Origin of the sequence: Streptomyces sp. NPDC026206 (assembly GCF_040638465.1) — a bacterium.
GTDB lineage: Bacteria > Actinomycetota > Actinomycetes > Streptomycetales > Streptomycetaceae > Streptomyces.
Map to the genome: position 1 here is coordinate 149038 of NZ_JBEZYL010000004.1, position 19525 is coordinate 168562.

The window sequence follows — 19525 nt, forward strand, 5'->3', positions numbered from 1 at the left end:
GGCATTGCCCCGGCGAGCGGCGGGGTATTGCCCCGGCGAGTGGCAGGGGTTGCCCCCGGCGAGTGGCCGGGCCTTGCGCCACAGTGAGCGGGCCGGGGCGCTTGACGCTCCCCGGAGGCGGTGCCAGAGTCGCTTCAACTTCGTCTGACGATCCGTCAGATACCTTGGAAGACGGGCGGTGACCTCCGTGGAATTCGGGATCTTCGTGCAGGGCTATGTACCGGCGAGCCGCTCGCGCACCGACCCCCTGGCCGAGCACCACGCGCTGATGGAGGAGACCGAATACGTCATCCAGGCCGACCGCTCCGGCTTCAAGTACGCCTGGGCCTCCGAGCACCACTTCCTGGACGAGTACTCGCACCTGTCCGCCAACGACGTCTTCCTCGGCTACCTCGCTCACGCCACCGAGCGCATCCACCTCGGCTCCGGCATCTTCAACCCGCTGCCCCAGGTCAACCACCCCGTCAAGGTGGCCGAGAAGGCCGCCATGCTCGACCACCTCTCCGGCGGGCGCTTCGAGTTCGGCACCGGCCGGGGCGCGGGCAGCCACGAGATCCTCGGCTTCCTGCCGGGCGTCACCGACATGGACGCCACGAAGGAGATCTGGGAAGAGACGATCGCCGAGTTCCCGAAGATGTGGCGCCAGGAGGAGTACGGGGGCTTCGCGGGCAAGCACTGGTCGCTGCCGCCGCGCAGGATCCTGCCCAAGCCGTACGGACCCTCCCACCCCGCCATGTGGTACGCCGCCGGGTCGCCCTCCTCGTACGCGATGGCGGCCCGCAAGGGGCTGGGCGTCCTCGGCTTCAGCGTGCAGAAGGTCTCCGACATGGAGTGGGTCGTCGACTCGTACAAGACCGCCATCGCGGAGGCCCGGGCCGTCGGCGACTTCGTCAACGACAACGTGATGGTCACCTCCACCGCCATCTGCGCCGAGACGCACCAGAAGGCCGTCGAGGTCGCCGTCAACGGTGGCCTCCACTACCTGCAGTCGCTGCTCTTCCGCTACCACGACACCTTCCCGCGCCCCGACGGCATCCCCGAGTGGCCCGAGCTGCTGCCCGAGTACACCGAGGAGCTCATCGAGCTGCTCATCGCCGAGGAGCTGATGATCTGCGGCGATCCGGACGAGGTCTTCCGGCAGTGCAAGCGCTGGGAGCAGGCGGGCGCCGACCAGCTCTCCTTCGGGCTGCCGGTCGGCATGCCCCGCGACGACACCCTGCGGACGATCCGGCTGATCGGCGAGCACGTCATCCCGAAGATCGACACGGACCCGGTCCACCGCACCACGCGCTACCGCCGGGCAGCCGCCGCCGGAGCCTGAGCCGGCGCCCTCACACGCCGGGGCGGCGCCTCCCGGGCCGCCGCCCCGGCCCCTGCTCGCCGTACGCCCGTACGCCCGTACGCCCGTACCGCCGGAACGTCGAGTGAGAGGACCCCACCCGTGTTGGACCACCTCATCCGCCGCGCCACCGTCGTCGACGGCACCGGAGCACCCTCCTACGTCGCCGACGTCGGCATACGGGACGGGCGGATCGCGGTGATCGACCGCGGCCCGGCCACGGTGAAGGCGGGCGGACGGGTGGGCGCACGGGCCCGCACCGAGGAGGACGCGCACGGACTCGTCCTCGCCCCCGGCTTCGTCGACCCGCACACCCACTACGACGCCCAGCTCTTCTGGGACCCCTACGCCGCACCCTCCATGAGCCACGGCGTCACCACCGTCGTCGGCGGCAACTGCGGCTTCTCCCTCGCCCCCCTCCACCCCGGCCGGCCGGCCGACGCCGACTACACGCGCCGGATGATGAGCAAGGTCGAGGGCATGTCCCTCACCGCCCTGGAGGAGGGCGCGCCCTGGACCTGGTCGTCGTTCGGCGACTACCTCGACGCGCTGGACGGGCGCACCGCCGTCAACGCCGGCTTCATGGTCGGCCACTGCGCCCTGCGCCGCTACGCGATGGGGCCGGACGCCGTCGGCGGCACGCCCGACGACGACCGCCTGCGGCGGATGCTCACCCTCCTCCACGACGCCATGGACGCCGGCGCCTGGGGCCTGTCCACCACCCGTTCCGCGACCCACTCCGACGGCGACGGCAACCCCGTCGCCTCCCGCCACGCCCGCCCCGGCGAGCTCCTCGCCCTCGCCCGCGCCGTCGGCGAGCACGAGGGCACCCAGCTGGAGGCCATCGTGGCCGGGTGCCTGGACCGCTTCACGCAGGAGGAGGCCGACCTCCTGGTGGCGCTGACGGCCGCCGCCGGGCGGCCCCTGAACTGGAACGTCCTCACCATCGAGTCCGCCGCCCCCGGGCGCGTGCCGCACCAGCTCGCCGCGAGCGAGCGCGCCCGCGCGGCGGGCGGCCGGATCGTCGCCCTGACCATGCCCATCCTCACGCCCATGAACATGTCCCTGGGCACCTACTGTGCCCTCAACCTCCTCCCGGGCTGGGGGCCGCTCCTCGCGCTGCCGGTGCCCGAGCGCATCGCCCGCCTGCGCGACCCGGCGGTACAGGCCGCGATGCTGCGCGGCGCGGCGAGCCCCGAGGCGGGCGGCTTCCGCCGGCTGACCGACTTCGGCCGGTACGTCATCGGCGACACCTACGCCAAGGAGAACGACGGCCTCACCGGCCGCGTCGTCCGCGACATCGCCGCCGAGCGCGGCACCGACCCCTTCGCCACCCTGATCGACATCTGCGCCGCCGACGAGCTGCGGACGGTCCTGTGGCCGATGCCCACCGACAACGACCCCGCGAGCTGGGAGCTGCGCCGGCAGACCTGGGACCACGAGGACATCCTGCTCGGCGGCTCGGACGCAGGCGCCCACCTGGACCGGATGTGCGGGGCGCCCTACACGACGCGCTTCATCGGGGACTGCCTGCGGGGGCGGCGGCTGGTGTCCCTGGAGCGGGCAGTGCGGATGCTGACCGACGACCCGGCGCGGCTGTTCGGCCTGCGGGACAGGGGCCGGATCGCCGCGGGGTGGTGCGCGGACCTGGTGCTCTTCGATCCGGAGCGGATCGACGCGGGGCCGGCGACCTTGGTGCACGACCTGCCGGGGGACGGACCGCGCCTGGACTCACGGGCGTTGGGCGTGGTGAGCGTGCGCGTGAACGGTGTGGAGACGGTCCGGCACGATGTGATCACGGGGGCGGTGCCGGGGCGGGTGCTGCGGTCGGGGCGGGACACCGGGACGGTGGCGACGGGAAATTTTTGAACCGGCACAAAAGGGGCGGCGCTGCGGTTCCCGCAGGGGCGGTGGGACGGGTTACTCCTGGGTGTTACCGTCCGTAAGGGGGGCACTGTCTTCGCTTGCAAGGTCAATAGGCCTCGTAGCTTGGACAATTCAAGGTCCGATGCTCGGAAGCTAAACCTCCGGATGCGGAAACAGCAGCGTTTAACGTCCTCGCCATGGTTCAGGTACATCCGCGGCCACAGGCCGGAGACACGGTAATGAACGTCGCGGGCAGCGACGGCAGAGAAGTACGCGCCAAGGGCCTCAGCGGCAATTCCGTCGGGCTGCTGGGCAGCGCCGTCATCGGGATCTCCACCGTCGCGCCCGTCTACTGCCTGACCTCCACCCTCGGCCCGACGGCCGGCCAGGTGGGGGTGCACATGCCCGCCGTCTTCCTCGCGGGCTTCCTCCCGATGCTGCTGGTCGCCTTCGCCTACCGCGAGCTGAACAGCGCCGTCCCCGACTGCGGGACGTCCTTCACCTGGACGGTACGGGCCTTCGGGCCCCGGATCGGCTGGATGTGCGGCTGGGGCCTGGTCATCGCCACGATCATCGTGCTGTCCAACCTCGCGGGCGTCGCGACCTCCTTCTTCTATCTGCTGCTGGGTGAACTCACCGGCACTGACTCGATCGCCGCCCTGGACGACGACCGGCTCGTCCATGTCCTGACCTGCCTGGCCTTCATCGCCGTGGCCACCGCCGTCAGCTATCGCGGCATGACCGCCACGAAGGGGGTGCAGTACGCCCTCGTCGGCCTGCAACTGGCCGTGCTCGCGGTGTTCATCGCGATGGCCATCGGCAAGGCCGGATCCGGCGAGCTCTCCGGCTCCCTCGACTTCTCCTGGAGCTGGATGAACCCCTTCGGGGTGCAGTCCTTCAGCGCCTTCACGGCCGGGCTGTCGTTGTCGATCTTCATGTACTGGGGCTGGGACGTGTGCCTGACGGTCAACGAGGAGACCGAGGGCAGCGCCAAGACCCCCGGCCGGGCCGCCCTGGTGGCCATGGTCGTACTCGTCGGCTCCTACCTGCTGACCGCCGTCGCCGCCCAGATGTTCTCCGGCGTCGGCGACAAGGGCACCGGTCTCGGCAACCCCGAAACCGCCGGCAACGTCTTCGCCGCCCTCGCCGGACCCGTCATGGGCACCGCCCTCGGCGTCCTGCTCTTCGTCGCCGTCCTCGCCTCGGCCGCCGCGAGCCTGCAGACCACGTTCCTGCCGGTGGCGCGGACGGTACTGGCGATGAGCACGTACCAGGCGCTGCCACCGTCGTTCGCGCGCATCCACCCGCGCTTCCGCTCGCCCGGACGGGCGACGATCGCGGCCGGGGTGGCCACGGGCGTCTTTTACGCGGTGATGAGTTTCGTCAGCGAGAACGTACTGATCGACACGGTCTACGCGCTGGGCCTGATGATCTGCTTCTACTACTCCATCACGGCGTTCGCGTGCGCCTGGTTCTTCCGCGGCGAGCTGCGCAGGTCCCTGCGCGACGCATGTTTCAAGGGCGTCTTCCCGGTAATAGGCGGCCTGCTGCTGGCGGCCGTCTTCTGCAAGACCCTCTACGACATGTGGGACCCGGAGTACGGCAGCGGCAGTTCGGTGTTCGGCGTCGGCTCCGTCTTCGTCATCGGGGTGGGTCTGCTGCTTGCCGGAGCGGTGCTCATGGAACTGATGCGCCGCCGCAGCCCGGCGTTCTTCCGGGGCGAGGTGCTCACTCGGACGACGCCGGTGCTGGTGGCCGAGGACTGAGGCTCGTTGCGGTTGCGGTTGCGCTTTTGCTTGGGCTCGCGCTCGCGAGGTGCGTCAGTCCGGTCGCGGACAGAATCTCCTCGACCGTCTCCTCGACCGACTGCTTCGCGTTGTCGATCCAGATCCCCTGGTGCGCGAGCTCCGAGTGCATCGCCTCGTCCAGCGGGGACCAGTCCGTGGTCAGCGCCTTCTCCCTGGCGAGATTGCGCTGCCAGGCCACGGCCGGGCCGGGGGCAAGGACGACGACGTGCAGCGGCCCGGCCGTCAGGGTGGTGCGATAGAAGTCGAGGTGGGCGCGGCGGACCACGACGTCGTCGAGAACGGGCAGAAAACCGGCCGCGAGGAAACTGCCCGCCAGAAGGCACGCGTTGCGGGCCCGCAGGAAGATCTGCCGGTCCGCCTCCGCGTCCTGCGTCATCGACGGCCACCGGCCTCCGCTGACGATCAGCCCCTGCAGTCCGTCCACCTCGACATGAGCCGACCTCTGGAACCGGGCCGCCAACGCCGCCGCCACGGTGGACTTGCCGCTGCCGGGGATGCCGGTCAGCAGGACGGCGCCGGTGGCGGGCTCGCGGTCGATGGTGGGCGGCGGGTCCCAGAACATGCGGCTTCTCCCGTGCGGCGACGATCACGATGGGTGTGGACAGGGAGAGGTTAGGTGAGGGGGCGGTTGCGTTTGAACCCCTTGCCGCGGTGCCCTTCCTGGTGCGCGGGAGGACACCGCGGCCCTACGGGCTGTTCAACCGAACTGGCCGGACTGGACCTCGTGGATGAACGAGGCCCAGGCCCACGGCATTACGTGGAGCGCCGGGACGCTCTTGTCCTTGGAGTCGCGGACTCCTACCTGGGCGGACCGCGCCGTGAGGCCGGTGACCTCAACGCAGTTCTGACCGGCGTTGCTGTAGGAGGACTTGGCCCACGCACTCTCCTGAGTGGAGGCAGGTGTCGACGTGGTGCGTATGTTAGGCATCAGTGAGTTCTCTCGATAGCTGCTGCAGGAACCCCGCAGTCTTTTCGGGTGGCATGGCCGAGGCGCGAAGGCCATCGAACTTGCGCGAGAATCGCCCGACCTCACGTGGCTTATCCGACATGGACACAGCACCCCACGGCACGTCGACCTGGACTGCCGAAGGCAATGCTTCGCCCAGATCGAGGACCGTGAAGTCGCTCCCGAACCGGTAGCCGATCTCGCTTGTTCTCAGGATCTGAACCGTGACGTTTTCCAGCTCCGACAGTGCAGCGATCTCCGCGTACTGCTTGTGCATCACGTCGGTGTCTCCGACGACGTGACGCAGCGCTGCTTCTCCCAGGATTGCCCAGAGTTGTACTGGGTCTGCCTGCCGAGTCAATAGCTCCTTGCGCAGCATGCGCAGACGAACGCTCTGCTCAATGTACTCGCTCGTGAACTCGTCGTGCATCTTCTCCATCTCGAAGACGGCGGTTGCGTACCGCTCGGTCTGGAGCAATCCCAGAACGAGGGTCGGATGCCACGCCTTGATGGCGCATGCTACGGATTCGACGCCTACGAACGTTCTTACGGTGGGGTGCACCGTGCTGGCGAAGGAAGTCCATTCCTGGCTTCCAGACTCACGGTGCAACTGGATGAGGGTCGTGACGTGCTCCTCGTCCGTGATGCCGTACCGCTTGAGTAGATTCCGCAAGTGCCCGGCTTGCTTGAGGGGGATGCTCCCGGTCTCGACGCGCTGAAGCTGGGTCTCGCTGAATCCCAGCCCCTTGGCTGCCTGCTCGAGTGTCATCCGGGCTTCGTTGCGCAGCCTACGCAGTTCGATACCGAGTTCGATCCGTCGAGCCGTCGGGCCGATCCGTGCTCCCACCCTCATCGCCTTCCGTGGCCGCTTGCTTCCATGGCTGAGTGTGGCACCGCATGTTTGCGTCTTGCACCTCCCTGTTCCCCTCCTGCGCGCCTATGTGGTCGCCGGACGTGCCGGAAGTGTCCTGCGCCGCAGCTCTGTTGGCGCCGTGGCATTTGCCAGTTCTGACGCTAGCGCGGATTCAGCGCAGATTCGCTTGAATCTTAAGTCCGCCCCCCGGCAGGGTGGTTGAAGAGCACGAGCCACAGATCCGGCCGCCGTATGTGCATCCCTCCAAGGAGCCGCCATGCCTCCATTCACCCGCACCGGTAACACCGCCGGCGGGATCACCTTCAGGCCGCAGCAGCCGCCGCCCGCCACCCCTATGGCGCTGATCGAGGACGCGATCCGCGAGGCCACTGCCACCGAACGCTGGCTGCCCGCGCCCAGCCAGGTGCGGGCGCTCACGAACCGCCTGCGGGCCTTCATCAGCGCGGCCGCCTACGAGGTGGAGGCAGCCGCCGCCGGGCGGCCCGTGGGGGACCCGTTCCGCGACGACGCCCTCGCCGCAGCGCGCGAGGCCCGGCACCGGCTCGGGCTCGGCCCCGGTGACGGCTACGTCTCGGCGATCAGCTTCGCCAGGGGCCTCGCCCGGTCCGCCGAAGAGCTCCGCCACCACCAGCGGCAGCTGCAGCCCAAAGGAGGAGGAACCTCCGTCGTCGCCATGGCCCACGGGTCAGGACCCGGCGTGATCGTCGTAGGGCCTGCCGAGACCTGCGCCGTATGCCTCGGGCTCACCGCACAGCGGCACACGTCCGAGCGACGGCACGACTGGGCCGGAATGAGGAGAGCGAACACCCGGCTCGTGGAACACAGAGACTCCGTACACGCGCGTCGGAAACCGCCATCTACTGGCCGGGCCACGAACGCACCACACTGATCAGCCGGAACGCGATCAAAGGAGAGGGCGGCTGCACTACGAGAAGCTGGTCTACGCCCCCGTCGAGGTTCCGCCCGATGTGACCAAGGCTGTACGCGCCTACCCCGGGCCATCGCTGATCAGCTCGAATACCGAGGAGGACCTCGATGAACGCCGACAGCGCCCGGTACCGCCGGGAACTCGCCGACACGATCGCCGCCACCGGAGCGCTGACCGATCCCGCGCTCCGCGAAGCTGTCGAGAGCGTGCCGCGGGAGCTCTTCCTCGGCAACGCCGTCTATCGCCCCAACGGCACCGCCTGGGAGCCCGTACGGCGCGAGGAGATCGGCGAGGACGAGTGGCTGCGACTGGCCTGCACCGACCAGACTTGGGTGACCCGGGCCTTCGATCCGTCCCTGCTGGCGTACTTCCGGCGCCGGCTGGCCCGCTCACGGCAACCGGACCGGATCTTCGACGCGGTGCGCGAGGTGGTGGCCGCCACCGGAGTGATCAAGGGCAAGCACCGGCGGGCGTTGGACTCGGCCGTGCTCGAGGGCGCGGTGGCCACCCAGGACACCGTGACCCAGCTCATCGCCGCGATCAGCCGCGTGATCCGCGACGTCCCCGGCGCCGACACGGTCACCGCCGAGTACTGCCGGGCGCACGACTACACCGATCCGGGCAAGCCCCGGATCGCCTGGAACGATGAAGAGGCCCGCGCGCCCAGCTCGTGGACGCGCTCGTCACCGATGCCCTGCAGTTACTGGGCCGCCTTCCCGAGCAGAACCTCGGCCCCAGGGCGGCCGATGCCGTGGGGATCCTGGCCCTGGTGGCCGGGCAGGACGTGGAACCCGCTGACGACTCCGACGGCACCGACGGACGGTGGCGTATCGCCCGCCGCACCGCCTACGGCCGGATGGTCTCCACCGTCGACCCCGATGCCCGGCACGTCCACAAGACCCTCTCCCGCTATCAGGACGGCTTCAAGGCTCACCTCGCCGTCGAGCCCGAGACCGGCTTGATCACCGCCATCACGCTGCGGCCCGCCGCCGGGGCCGAGCACCATGAAGCCGCAGTCGCCCTGGACCTGCTGAACGAGGAGACACCGGTCCTGGACGTCCTGGCCGACTCCGCCTATTCCACCGCCGTCCTGCGCGCGGCTCTGACCCAGGCCGGGCACCGGCTGCTGATCAAACCGGCCGCGTTGAAGAAGGCCGTCACCGGCGGGTTCACCCTCGATGACTTCCGCATCGACGCGGCGGCCGGCACCGTGACCTGCCCGGCCGGCCACACCACCGTCCTGCTGCCGCCAGGCGGCAAACACCAGCAACGCAAGGCATGGTTCACCGCGAAGCAGTGCACCGGATGCCCGCTCAGGTCACGGTGCACCACCGCCAAAGGCGGCCGCGTCGTCACCTGGCGCCCGCACCACCACCTGCAGGAAGCCGCACGGCAGCAAGGCACCGACCCCGCCTGGCAGGCCGACTACCGCCGCTGGCGGCCCACCGTCGAACGGACCATCGCCTGGCTCGTGAACCGGGGCAACCGCCGCCTGCCCTGCCGCGGCACCATCAACGGCGAACGCTGGATCCACCACCGGGCCGCAGCCCTCAACCTCCGCCGACTGATCAACCTCGGACTCGACCACCGCAACGGAACCTGGACCCTGACACCAACCAGCCCCTGAACAGGGGAAAGGGGCCACCCCGCCCATCCGCCGAAGGGCCCAATCCCAACATCTTCACTGGATTTCTAGGGCCTGTCCTACGGGTCGCGTGACGGGGCTGGTGGTGGATCGTTCGGTCCCGTGTGGGGGCGGGGTGATCTTACGGACGCGGAGTGGGCTCGGCTGGAGCCGCACCTTCCAAGGAACACAGGGCGGGGCGGGCGATGGCGGAATCACCGCGCAGTCGTTACTGAGGTTGTAGGCGTGGTGTCGTCAGTTTGAGCCGGGTCGCGGTGAGGCATCCGTCGATGACGTCGCTGCGGTATTGGATCTGGCGGAGGCCGTGTCGTAGCCGGCGGATGAGGTGGCCGGGGTCGGTGTAGGCGGGGTTGGCCTGGCTGATGCGGCGGAGGACCGACCAGATGCCTTCCACGGGGTTGAGGTCGGGTGTGTAGGACGCGGCAGGTGGTAAGCGGTAACCCATTTGTAGCAGCACAGGGCTGCGACGGCCGTACTGCCCCGCCGGTCGGTGGCAGTGCGGCGTACACCGCGGTGGCGTCGGTGGGGCTCCAGCTGTGGAGGGCGGCGCGGGCCCGGCCGCGTCCGACTAGGACCGGGCTGCCCAGGCTCGTTCACGTACTCACCGCTCTCGAAGGATGCGCTGGACGAAGGATGAGCCGGACCTGCTCCGGCACGGGAAACAGCGGGCGAGTGCGGTCGGGCTCCAGAAACGGTTCCCCGCCGTCCGGTGACGGCGCCTCGGGTGTGCGTGCGTACCCCCCTCCGGGGCATCGGCTGGCTGGCACGGGACCGCCGTGCGGGCGGCAGTCGTCCGCGATGACGGAACCACCCGCCCTCAGGAAGTCAACCCCGGAAGCGGGTCGGGGAAGCGGTAGGTCCCCCGCAGCGGTGTGATGACCATTTAGGTAGACAGTCATCACTCGTACGGACACATGAGTTCGGCGCACACGGGAATCGGGAGTTGCGGACGGCGATGTTCACTCGTCCGATGCGCCGCGTACGAGTTTGAGGTAACGCCGAGCGAGCCGGATACAGGTCCCGCCTCGGCCGTGATCGCTGATATCGACGAGACTCGCACATGCGTCTGGGAACGTTTTCGGCCTGCTCATCAGACAATTTGACCGGTCCGGTCGAAGGCCCGTAAAAAACGGTGCTCATCGCCGGGTTTCTCCCTGACGGGGTTTCCTTCCTGCTGGTTGCTCCGGCAGTCCGCCGAGGCCCCGGCCGTCCAGCCAGCACGCCGGCCACGCCTCATCTTCTTCCCAAACTCGAAACTACGCGTCATCAGGAGTAGTTCATGTTCGCTGCGCGTACCCGTCTGGCCGCCGCCCTGGTGGCCACCGCCGCGTCCGCCATGGTCCTCGGCCAGGCGTCCGCCGCGATGGCCGACGGCCACGGCCGCGGTCATGGCCTGGGCCCGCTGCCGGTCGCGATCGTCTCCCCCTGCCCCGGGGAAGATCACCAAGGAGCACAAGGTCACCGACACCTACCAGTGCGACGCCAATGGCGGCTCCTCCGAAGAGCAGCCGCCCCCCGGTGGCTCCACCCCGCCGCCCACCCCCGAGCCGGGCCCGGTCTCCAACCTCAAGGACACCGCCAACTCCGCCGCGCAGTCCGTGACCTCCGGCGCCGGCGCCACCGTCGACTCCGCCCTGAAGTAACTCCCCGTACGGAAGCGTTGGTTCCCTGTTCGGTGCTAGGGCAGCCGTTCCCAGACGCAGCCATCTCCGGTGCCCTGACCCGCAGCACCTGACTGCCTCGGCGACCACCTCATCCTCCAGCACGGTCGACGCCGCGCTGGCCAAGAGTAGTTCTCTAGCTCCTGCGCCTGCCGGGAGCAGCCGGTGGGGGGCTTGTCCCGACAAGGTCCCACCCATGGGCCAGACCGCCACCGCCCGGCTCCCGTGCTGGTGCGGCGGCTCACTTTCCTTCTTAGGAGTCCGTGTGACACAGATTTCCCGGGCGGCAACGACACAGCTGATTGCTGCTGCCGCTGCCCTTGCTCTCCTGCCCGCTCTGCCCTCGCCGGCGCAAGCTGCCGCCGCCAGCCACACCAAACACTTCTCGTCGCCGGGGCAAACGACGTTCACGGTGCCTGAAGGCGTCGATGCGATCACCGTCGCCCTGTGGGGCGGTGGTGGCGGTGGTGCCGGTGGCGGCGGGGGCGCGGGAGGCGGCTCGGGCGGCTACGGAAGCGGGGGGTTCGGTGGCCGCGGCGGTGGCGGAGGAGCCGGCAGCGGTGGAGGCGGTGGGGGTGGTGGAGGCCACACCGTGTGCCTCGTGGCGGTCACCGCGGGCAGCACCCTGACCATCACTGTCGGACAGGGCGGAGCGGGCGGAACCGGAGGCAGCGAGGGCGCCGGAGGCCAGGCGAACACCTCGCGGTACGGCGGGCGGGGCGAGGCCGGCATGAACGGAACAGATGGAGGCGATGGCAGCGCCAGTTCCCTGGGCCTGCCGGACGGCAGCACGCCCGCGGTAGCAGACGGTGGCAAGGGCGGCCAAGCCGGCCAGGGCGGCCAGGGCGGCTACGGCGGCGAAAGGTACGGAGTCTGGTTGGAAAGCGGCAAGGGGAATGACGCCGACGGTGGTGCTGGCGGCCCTGCGGCCCTTGGCGGCGTCGGAGGCACGGGGAAGTGTACCGGCGGGGCCGTCGGCAACGGCTACCGCGGAACTTCCGGCCGCGATACCGACGCCGCCGGTGCGGGGCATCACGGCCGTAGCCACGGAATCGGCGGCAGACCGAGCCAGGGCGGCGTGGGTGGACGCCCCAGGGGAGGGCACACCGGATACACCGGTGAAGGAGGGCTCGGCGCCAGCGCAGGCGACGGTGGTACCAGTGGGGTCGGCCACCCTGCCAGGGGGGGAGGAAATGGGGAGCCGGGCGAGGCCGGGAAGAGCGCGGTGACAGGCCCCGGCGGCCACGGCGAAGTTACCCTCGCCTGGTGAAGCCCGTTCCCCTGCGAGACGTTTCACCACGAGCTGCCCCGGCGCGCCCCCAGCGCGTGGCCGCCGGGTCTGCTCAGGCCAGCTGACTGCCCGATCGCCACAGTGGTCAAGAGGTCAGGGCGCTATAGACAAGAGGCCCGGCGCCAGCCGGGCCTCCTGATGACGAACGGCTCCCTGTTTCACCTCTCCTGGCGGCTTGGGCGTCGGCCTGGCCATCTTGGGTCCAGCAACGCCTTCTACTGAGGTTGTAGGCGTGGTGTCGTCAGTTTGAGCCGGGTCGCGGGATCGCGCCCGGACAGTGGGGTGATGCGCCGCAATTGATCCCGGTCCTGAACCGCATCCGTGTCCCACGCCCGGCGGGCGGGCACCCGCGGCCCCGCCCTGGCCAACTGTGCGGCGATAAGGCGTACAGCTCCCGGCGCAACCGCTTCTACCTGCGGCGACGGCAGATCCGGCACACCATTCCAGAACGCAGGGACCAGCGGGCCAGCCGACAGTGGCGCGGCAGCCGAGGCGGTCGCCCCGCTGGGTTCGACCGGGCGCTACACCCGAAGGAACGAAATCGAGCGGACCATCAACGCGCTCAAGGGCTTCCGGGCCGTGGCGACCCGGTACGACAAGAGAGCGTTTGTCTTTCACGGCACGGTCACCGTCGCCGCGATCCGTCTGTGGATCCGATAGTGACCCGCCGGACAGTCCTTGGAAGACTGATGAAGATCTTGGGGCCGGGTGGTGAGGGCCCCGCGATGTCCTGCTCCACGGCCCGGATCTCGGACCAAGGTTGCGGGCGTGATGGGGCAGGCGCGGATTGAGCCAGTGGGGCCGGATGTGTGGGCGACGTGCCGGGAGTTGATCCCGGCCGGGAGTGTGTACGCGTTCCTGGCCGAGCATCGCGAGGCATTGTTCCCAGAGACGGTGTTCGCCGACATGTATCCGTCGCCGAACGGCCGGCCCTCCGTCCCGCCCGGAGTGCTGGCCTGTGCGATCGTGCTGCAGACTCTTAACGGCTTGTCCGACATCGAGGCCGCCCAGGAACTGCGGTGTGACCTGCGCTGGAAGGCCGCATGCGGGCTGGGCCTGCACGATCTTGGCTTCCACTCCTCGCTACTGGCCTACTTCCGGCGCCGACTGGCCCGCTCCGCACGTCCGGACCGGCTCTTCGACGCGGTCCGCGAGGTGGTCGATGCCACTGGTGTGCTGAACGGCAAGCCCCGCAGGGCGCTGGACTCCGCGGTCCTGGACGACGCGGTGGCCACCCAGGACACAGTGACCCAGCTGATCGCCGCGATCCGCCGGGTGATCCGCGAAGTGCCCGGCGCCGACACCGTGGCCGCCGCAGACTGCGGGGCCCACGACTACGCCGATCCGGGCAAACCCCGCATCGCCTGGAACGACGAGCAGGCACGCCTCCAACTGGTGGACGCCTTGGTCACCGACGCCCTGCACCTGCTGGGCCGTTTGCCCGAGCAGGATCTTGGCTCCGCAGCGGCGGATGCCGTGGGGATTCTGGCCCTGGTCGCGGGCAGGATGTCGAGCCGGCCGAAGACTCCGACGGCACGGACGGACGGTGGCGCATCGCCCGCGGCACCGCCTATGACCGCATGGTCTCCACGGTCGATCCCGAGGCCCGGCACGTGCACAAGTCGTACTCACAAAGACGAGAAGGGTTCAAAGCCCACCTCGCCGTCGAACCGGAAACCGGGCTGATCACCGCCGTCACGCTCAGACCCGCCGCCGGAGCCGAACACCACGAGGCTGCTGTCGCCACCGACCTGCTCGAAGCGGAGACCGAGCCGCTGGAAGTCCTGGCCGACTCCGCCTACTCAAGCTGGCGCCTGCGGGAACGGCTGATCGCCGCAGGGCACCGCCTGCTGATCAAACCGCCGGCACCGAAGCGGGCCGTGACCGGCGGATTCACCCTCGACGACTTCCGCATCGACACCACCACCAGCACCGTGACCTGCCCCGCTGGACGCACCACCCCGCTCGGGCCACCCGTCGGCCGGCATCACCAGCGCAAGGCCTGGTTCAACGCCCAGCAGTGCACCCAGTGCCCACTGCGGGCCCGGTGCACCACATCCAAACGAGGCCGGGTCGTCACCTGGCGACCGCACCACCACCTGCAAGCCACCGCCCGGCAACAGGCCACCGACCCCGCCTGGCAGGCCGACTACCGCCGATGGCGACCCGCTGTCGAAAGGACCATCGCCTGGCTCGTCGCCCACGGAAACCGCCGCATACCCTGTCGCGGCACCATCAAAGGCGAACGCTGGATCCACCACCGGGCCGCCGCCCTCAACCTCCGCCGACTCATCAACCTCGGCCTCAACCACCACAACGGAACCTGGTCCCTACCAACCACCCCAAGATCTTCATCAGTCTTCTAGGCTGGCTGCTTCTTCCAGACCAACGGTCCGGCGATCCGAAAAGGACAGCCTGGTCGGCAGTACCTCTGGGCACGCGCGGCGTAGTGCACCAGAACCGTGGTGTGATGGCGCCGTGAGCCGCGCCGCAGAAGAGACCAATCGCCGCATGCTTCGGGCACGGGACGCGATGGACCGCTCCTTCGCGCAGCCGCTGGACGTCCCGGCCCTGGCCAGGATCGCCCATGTGTCCGAGGCGCACTTCACGCGCACCTTCCGGGCCACGTTCGGCGAGACGCCGCACCGCTACTTGCAGCGCCGCCGTGTCGAGCGTGCGATGTTCCTGCTGCGGGAGACCGACCGCAGTGTGACGGACATCTGCTTCGAAGTCGGCTTCGGCAGCCCGGGAACCTTCAGTCGCACGTTTCGCGACATCATCGGGCGGTCGCCGAGGACGTACCGCAAGGAAGCGGCGCCCACGGGCGTACCGACGTGCTTCACGATGGCGTGGATGCGGCCGAGCATCTGACCGTCCGCACTGCCCGTACCGTCCGTCCGTCGGCTGAGCAGTTTTGGATAAGTTTTCGTCCGGCTCGCCCCGTAGCGTGATGCACATGTTCAACGCCATCACGCAATCGCAGATATACGTCCTCGACCAGGACGAGGCCCTCGACTTCTACGTCGGCAAGCTCGGCCTGGAGGTCAACGCCGACGTCGACATGGGCTTCATGCGCTGGCTGACCGTCAGCGTCCCCGGCCACCCGGAGCGCCAGATCCTTCTGGAGAAGCCGGGCGCTCCGGCGATGTCCGAGGAGACGGCGCAGCAGGTCCGCGAGCTGGTGACCAAGGGTGCGATGGGTGGCTGGCTCATCCTCACCACGGACGACTGCCGCAAGACGTACGAGACGCTGCTGCGGCGGGGCGTGGAGTTCACCGAGGAGCCCACCGACCGCCCGTACGGAACCGACTGCGGCCTCCGTGACCCCTTCGGCAACCGCATCCGTTTCACCCAGCCGAGGCTCTGACGCAGGCCCGTCTGCCGAACGCCTCGACCCCGTCGCGCTCGCCGTTGGCTCACCTCATGAGGCCGGGGAAATCCCGCACTTGTACGGTGATGGCGCCCAACGCGCATGGACGCCGGGCGCCGGTGTCGGGGGAGGGAACGCGGAGTGGAGATCGCACTGTTCACGCTCGGGGGCACGATTTCGGTGCCGAGTGTGCCGAGTGTGCCGAGTGGCGGGGGAGCCGGGGCGCGGTTGAGCGGGGACGAGATCGTCGCGGCCGTGCCGGGGCTCCGGGAGCTCGGCGTGGCGCTCGATGTTCAGGACGTCAGGGCCGTGCCCAGCGCCAGTCTGACGTTTGCGCAAGTCCTCGACGTGGTGGAGGACGCCTCGCGGGCGGTGAGCGAAGGGGCGGCGGGTGTCGTCGTGACGCAGGGCACCGACACGCTGGAGGAGACCGCGTTCCTCGTCGACCTCGTGTGGCGGCACGAGGCGCCGTTCGTGCTGACCGGGGCCATGCGCAACCCGGATCTCGCGGGGGCGGACGGTCCGGCCAACGTGCTGGCGGCCGTGCGCGTGGCGGTGTCGTCACCGGCGCGCGGGCTGGGGGCGCTGGTGGTCCTCAACGACGAGATCCACGCGGCGCGGTGGGTGCGCAAGACCCACAGCACCAGCACGGCGACGTTCGCGTCGCCGAACGCCGGGCCGGTCGGGCACGTCATCGAAGGCCGGGTGCGCGTGCTCACCGGCCCGCCTCGCCGCGAGGTGCTGACCGGCGGGCTCGAACGAGTACGGCTCGACGCCACGCGCGTGGCCCTGCACTGTGTCGCGCTCGATGACGACGGCGCGCAGCTGGAGGTGCTGGGCCAGTCGCACCAGGGCCTGGTGGTCGCCGGGTTCGGTGTCGGTCATGTGCCGTCCGTCCTCGTGCCCGGTCTCGAAGCCCTGGCCGCGCGCATGCCGGTGGTGCTGACGTCGCGGACGGGCGGTGGCTCGGTGCTGCGGCACACCTACGGTGCGGTCGGCTCGGAGGCGGATCTGCAGCGGCGCGGGCTGATCAACGGCGGGATGCTCGATCCGTACAAGGCGCGGGTGCTGCTGCGGCTGCTGCTCACCTCCGGTGCAGGCCGCGACGAGATCGTCGCGGCCTTCGCCGAGCACGGCTGAGAACGATTCCCAACTATTCCCCCTTCCGTCCGGCGGTCCCGCCCCCCGGCCTCAGCCCAGGAAGACGGGGTTGGTCATGGCCGCCATCGGTCCCGGCAGGTCGGCCGGGGCGCCGTCGGCCGGCGGATGCCGGACCTCCGCCCGTACGTACGCCGATCGGGCGGCCGACGTCCGCCACTGCACACGGCCGCCCGCCGGAACCGGGGTGGTGAACAGCCGCCCCTGGTCCGTGATGAAGGACGCCGAGCAGTCCGGCACGCCGGAGACCCGCAGGGTCACCGTGACATCCGCGTCGCGGTCGACGGGCAGCCGCTCGCCGATGCCCGCGTGCGCGCCGGGTCCGCCCGTCGCGGAGAAGGAAAGGCCGACGGCCGAGGACTCGGCGATCCAGCTGCGGCCCGCGCGGATGCCGGCCAGCAGGGCGGCGCGGGAGAGGTCCTCGGCCAGGACGACCGTCTGGGGCAGGCCGACCGCCTGGGGCTCGCGGTGGGCGTCGCTGTTGCCCATGGCGGGTAGCCAGTGGCCGCTGGAACGGGCGGAGGCGACCAGCATGGCGTCCCACGCGGCGACGGCCATCTCGTCGTCCGGGGTGTAGGGGCCGTTCCAGACCTCCACCGCGTCCGCCTCGGCGAAGCCGAACTTCCAGCTGCAACCGATGCAGGTGGCGTACGGGTGGGCGGGAACGACGAGCCCGCCTGTTTGCCGGATTCTGCGCGCGAAACGTCCGAAGAGGTCGTCGCCGGCGCGGTAGCGCCAGTCGATGAAGGCGCCGGGGTGCGTGCCGAGGGCCAGAACGTGGCCGTTACGGGTCGTCACCTCCTCGCCCGTCAGGATCAGCAGGTCGTCGCCCCACAGGCCCTGCCACGCACTGTGGGACGACGTCGTGTTGTGTTCCGTCGTCGTGATCCAGTCGAGGCCGGCGGCGCGGGCTGCGGCGGCGATCTCGGCCGGGGTGCGTCTGCCGTCGGAGTGGACGCTGTGCAGGTGGTTGTCGCCCCGGTACCAGGCCCGGCCCCGCCCCCTGGCGCGCTGCGGCGGGTAGACGGCCTGCGGGGTCGCTCCCTGGCTGCCGTACCGCAGGGTGACCATGACCTCGTAGGCCAGGCCCTGCGGCGCCACGGTGTAGGGGCCGAGGACGACGTGCCAGGTGCCGGGCCGGACGGGGCCGGCGAGGTAGCCGGGCGTGGCGCGCTCGGCGCTGATGGCGAACTCCGTGCGCGCGCCGCCCGACCAGCCCCGGAAGCCGGTGCCGCCCGGCTGCGTGCCGCGCTCGTCGAAGATGCCGATGTCGCAGGCGTTGCCCTGGGTGCCCGGCGGGACGACGGGCCGGTCGTAGGTGTAGGAGACGGCGATCTCGCGGACGCCGCGCGGTACTTCCACGGGGAGGTGGACGTAGTCCGGGGCGCCGGCCGGCAGCCGGCCGGTGACCTTACGGGTCTCTTCGCCGCCGGTCCGGTCGGGGCCGTCGGCGTGGGCGAAGCTCACGCCTTCGAGCGTAAGCACACCCGCCGCTCCGGCGATAGCCGTCAGTCTCAGTACGTCGCGCCGGTGCATCGGCTGCCCCCTCGCGTGTGCGGTGGTGTCACTGTTGTACGCCCGGGTGGCGGGCAGCGGAACGGGTGCGGGCGTTGTTATGCCCGTCTGTTGTGTGTCGGCAGTTTGTCGTGGGGGCCGAAGTGGAACCGCAGGGCATACCGTGGTCCCACGCGACGACGGAGGTGCCCCCACATGCGGATCGCCACCACGATCTTCCTCACCGATGAGACGATCAGCCCGGTCCGGCTTGCCCGTGAACTGGAGCAGCGCGGCTTCGCCGGGCTCTTCCTTCCCCAGCACACCCACATCCCGGTCAGCCGGGAGACGCCGGCGCCCGCGGGCGACCCGCTGCCGCCCGAGTACGGGCGCGCGGTCGACCCGTTCGTCGCGCTGGCGCAGGCCGCCGCGGTGACGCACCGGATCGTGGTCGGTACGGGTGTGGCGCTGGTCGCCCAGAACGACCCGATCGTGCTGGCCAAGCAGGCGGCGACGCTCGACTTCCTCAGCGGCGGCCGGTTCACCTTCGGCATCGGGTACGGCTGGAACGTGGAGGAGGCCACCGACCACGGGGTGGAGTGGCACACCCGCCGCGAGCTGGTGCGCGACCGGATGGCGCTGATGCGGGCGCTGTGGGCCGCGGAACCCACCGCCTACGAGGGTGAGTTCGGCTCCGTACAGGCGAGCTGGGCGCACCCCAAGCCCGTGCACCCGGCCCGGGAGCGCAAGGACGCGGAGCCGCTGGTGGGGCCGCGCACGCTGATCGGCGGGGCGGCCGGGCCGAAGCTCTTCGCGCATGTCGCGGAGTACGCGGACGGTTGGATTCCGGTGGGCGGCAGCGGTCTGCGGGAGACGCTGCCGCAGCTGCGCCGGGTGTGGGAGGAGGCGGGGCGTCAGGGGGAGCCGGACGTCGTGCCGTACGCCGTGCACCCCTCGGCGGGGAAGCTCGCGCACTACGCGGACCTGGGCATCGAGGAGGTCGTGGTGGGCCTGCCCTCGGCGTCCGAGACCGACGTGCTGCGTGCTCTGGACGCGCACGCCGAATTCCTCTAGGAACGCTGCGGGGACGCACCGGAGCTATTCCGGAGGCTGCCTCCATATAACGTGATGAGAGGCACACGGAA

General features: G+C 70.1%; 14 protein-coding genes and 4 pseudogenes. 13 read left to right on the forward strand and 5 right to left on the reverse strand.

Annotated features, from left to right (window positions below; all coding sequences use genetic code 11):
- Positions 1-187: 187 nt before the first annotated feature.
- The 3 genes from AB0F13_RS09150 to AB0F13_RS09160 all read left to right on the forward strand — a co-directional run bounded on the left by AB0F13_RS09150 (position 188) and on the right by AB0F13_RS09160 (position 4971).
- The gene (locus AB0F13_RS09150; protein WP_362078062.1) at positions 188-1321 is read left to right on the forward strand and encodes an LLM class flavin-dependent oxidoreductase; all 1134 of its coding nucleotides are present in this window, start codon (positions 188-190) and stop codon (positions 1319-1321) included.
- 120 nt (positions 1322-1441) lie between these two features.
- Positions 1442-3208 (forward strand): D-aminoacylase, encoded by a 1767-nt coding sequence (locus AB0F13_RS09155; RefSeq protein ID WP_362077589.1) that lies wholly within the window; start codon positions 1442-1444, stop codon positions 3206-3208.
- Between the two features lie 194 nt (positions 3209-3402).
- Complete coding sequence (locus tag AB0F13_RS09160; RefSeq protein WP_362077592.1) at positions 3403-4971, forward strand: APC family permease; 1569 nt, start codon at positions 3403-3405, stop codon at positions 4969-4971.
- Here the strand turns inward: AB0F13_RS09160 and AB0F13_RS09165 are convergent.
- From AB0F13_RS09165 to AB0F13_RS09175, 3 genes are all read right to left on the reverse strand, one after another.
- Positions 4934-5575: an AAA family ATPase gene (locus tag AB0F13_RS09165; protein ID WP_362077594.1), complete on the reverse strand. Its 642-nt coding sequence runs from the start codon at positions 5573-5575 to the stop codon at positions 4934-4936. The genes AB0F13_RS09160 and AB0F13_RS09165 overlap by 38 nt on opposite strands.
- Before the next feature lie 135 nt (positions 5576-5710).
- Complete coding sequence (locus tag AB0F13_RS09170) at positions 5711-5941, reverse strand: DUF397 domain-containing protein (RefSeq protein ID WP_362077597.1); 231 nt, start codon at positions 5939-5941, stop codon at positions 5711-5713.
- Positions 5934-6812 carry a helix-turn-helix transcriptional regulator gene (locus AB0F13_RS09175; protein ID WP_362077600.1) on the reverse strand — a complete coding sequence of 293 codons (879 nt, stop codon included), beginning with the start codon at positions 6810-6812 and terminating at the stop codon, positions 5934-5936. The genes AB0F13_RS09170 and AB0F13_RS09175 overlap by 8 nt, the downstream gene beginning before the upstream one ends.
- Before the next feature lie 277 nt (positions 6813-7089).
- Between AB0F13_RS09175 and AB0F13_RS09180 the strand changes: the two genes are divergently transcribed.
- The 3 genes and pseudogenes from AB0F13_RS09180 to AB0F13_RS09190 all read left to right on the forward strand — a co-directional run.
- Positions 7090-7722, forward strand: a complete 633-nt coding sequence (locus AB0F13_RS09180) for a DUF6415 family natural product biosynthesis protein (protein ID WP_362077603.1) — start codon at positions 7090-7092, stop codon at positions 7720-7722.
- 380 nt (positions 7723-8102) lie between these two features.
- Positions 8103-9388: pseudogene (locus tag AB0F13_RS09185) on the forward strand (transposase); the annotation flags it as partial.
- A gap of 120 nt (positions 9389-9508) precedes the next feature.
- Positions 9509-9616 (forward strand): annotated as a pseudogene (locus AB0F13_RS09190) (IS5/IS1182 family transposase); the annotation flags it as partial.
- Here the strand turns inward: AB0F13_RS09190 and AB0F13_RS09195 are convergent.
- A complete protein-coding gene (locus tag AB0F13_RS09195; RefSeq protein WP_362078103.1) occupies positions 9615-9851 on the reverse strand; it encodes a hypothetical protein in 237 nt (78 codons plus the stop codon). The pseudogene AB0F13_RS09190 and the gene AB0F13_RS09195 sit on opposite strands and share 2 nt — an antisense overlap.
- Positions 9852-10794: 943 nt before the next feature.
- On the opposite strand from AB0F13_RS09195, the gene AB0F13_RS09200 reads away from it, so the two are divergent.
- The 6 genes and pseudogenes from AB0F13_RS09200 to AB0F13_RS09225 all read left to right on the forward strand — a co-directional run bounded on the left by AB0F13_RS09200 (position 10795) and on the right by AB0F13_RS09225 (position 16868).
- Positions 10795-11049 (forward strand): hypothetical protein, encoded by a 255-nt coding sequence (locus AB0F13_RS09200; RefSeq protein WP_362077606.1) that lies wholly within the window; start codon positions 10795-10797, stop codon positions 11047-11049.
- Between the two features lie 1831 nt (positions 11050-12880).
- Positions 12881-13018 (forward strand): annotated as a pseudogene (locus AB0F13_RS09205) (IS5/IS1182 family transposase); the annotation flags it as partial.
- Positions 13019-13129: 111 nt separating this feature from the next.
- Positions 13130-14724, forward strand: a pseudogene (locus AB0F13_RS09210) (IS1182 family transposase).
- 112 nt (positions 14725-14836) lie between these two features.
- A complete protein-coding gene (locus AB0F13_RS09215) occupies positions 14837-15229 on the forward strand; it encodes an AraC family transcriptional regulator (protein WP_362077609.1) in 393 nt (130 codons plus the stop codon).
- Between the two features lie 85 nt (positions 15230-15314).
- A complete protein-coding gene (locus tag AB0F13_RS09220; RefSeq protein WP_362077612.1) occupies positions 15315-15725 on the forward strand; it encodes a VOC family protein in 411 nt (136 codons plus the stop codon).
- A gap of 144 nt (positions 15726-15869) precedes the next feature.
- Entirely contained in the window at positions 15870-16868 is a 999-nt protein-coding gene (locus AB0F13_RS09225; RefSeq protein WP_362077615.1) for an asparaginase, read from the forward strand.
- A 51-nt stretch (positions 16869-16919) separates the two neighbouring features.
- On the opposite strand, the gene AB0F13_RS09230 is transcribed toward AB0F13_RS09225, so the two are convergent.
- Positions 16920-18422 (reverse strand): CehA/McbA family metallohydrolase, encoded by a 1503-nt coding sequence (locus AB0F13_RS09230; protein ID WP_362077618.1) that lies wholly within the window; start codon positions 18420-18422, stop codon positions 16920-16922.
- A gap of 174 nt (positions 18423-18596) precedes the next feature.
- Between AB0F13_RS09230 and AB0F13_RS09235 the strand changes: the two genes are divergently transcribed.
- Positions 18597-19454 carry a TIGR03619 family F420-dependent LLM class oxidoreductase gene (locus AB0F13_RS09235; protein WP_362077621.1) on the forward strand — a complete coding sequence of 286 codons (858 nt, stop codon included), beginning with the start codon at positions 18597-18599 and terminating at the stop codon, positions 19452-19454.
- Positions 19455-19525 lie beyond the last annotated feature (71 nt).

Excerpts from the sequence above, each read along its gene's own strand:
- AB0F13_RS09230 (WP_362077618.1), bottom strand. The coding sequence starts at position 18,422 with ATGCACCGGCGCGACGTACTGAGACTGACGGCTATCGCCGGAGCGGCG.
- AB0F13_RS09180 (WP_362077603.1), top strand. The coding sequence starts at position 7,090 with ATGCCTCCATTCACCCGCACCGGTAACACCGCCGGCGGGATCACCTTC.
- AB0F13_RS09200 (WP_362077606.1), top strand. The coding sequence starts at position 10,795 with ATGGCCTGGGCCCGCTGCCGGTCGCGATCGTCTCCCCCTGCCCCGGGG.
- AB0F13_RS09170 (WP_362077597.1), bottom strand. The coding sequence starts at position 5,941 with ATGCCTAACATACGCACCACGTCGACACCTGCCTCCACTCAGGAGAGT.
- AB0F13_RS09175 (WP_362077600.1), bottom strand. The coding sequence starts at position 6,812 with ATGAGGGTGGGAGCACGGATCGGCCCGACGGCTCGACGGATCGAACTC.
- AB0F13_RS09235 (WP_362077621.1), top strand. The coding sequence starts at position 18,597 with ATGCGGATCGCCACCACGATCTTCCTCACCGATGAGACGATCAGCCCG.
- AB0F13_RS09165 (WP_362077594.1), bottom strand. The coding sequence starts at position 5,575 with ATGTTCTGGGACCCGCCGCCCACCATCGACCGCGAGCCCGCCACCGGC.
- AB0F13_RS09220 (WP_362077612.1), top strand. The coding sequence starts at position 15,315 with ATGTTCAACGCCATCACGCAATCGCAGATATACGTCCTCGACCAGGAC.
- AB0F13_RS09195 (WP_362078103.1), bottom strand. The coding sequence starts at position 9,851 with ATGGGTTACCGCTTACCACCTGCCGCGTCCTACACACCCGACCTCAAC.
- AB0F13_RS09160 (WP_362077592.1), top strand. The coding sequence starts at position 3,403 with ATGGTTCAGGTACATCCGCGGCCACAGGCCGGAGACACGGTAATGAAC.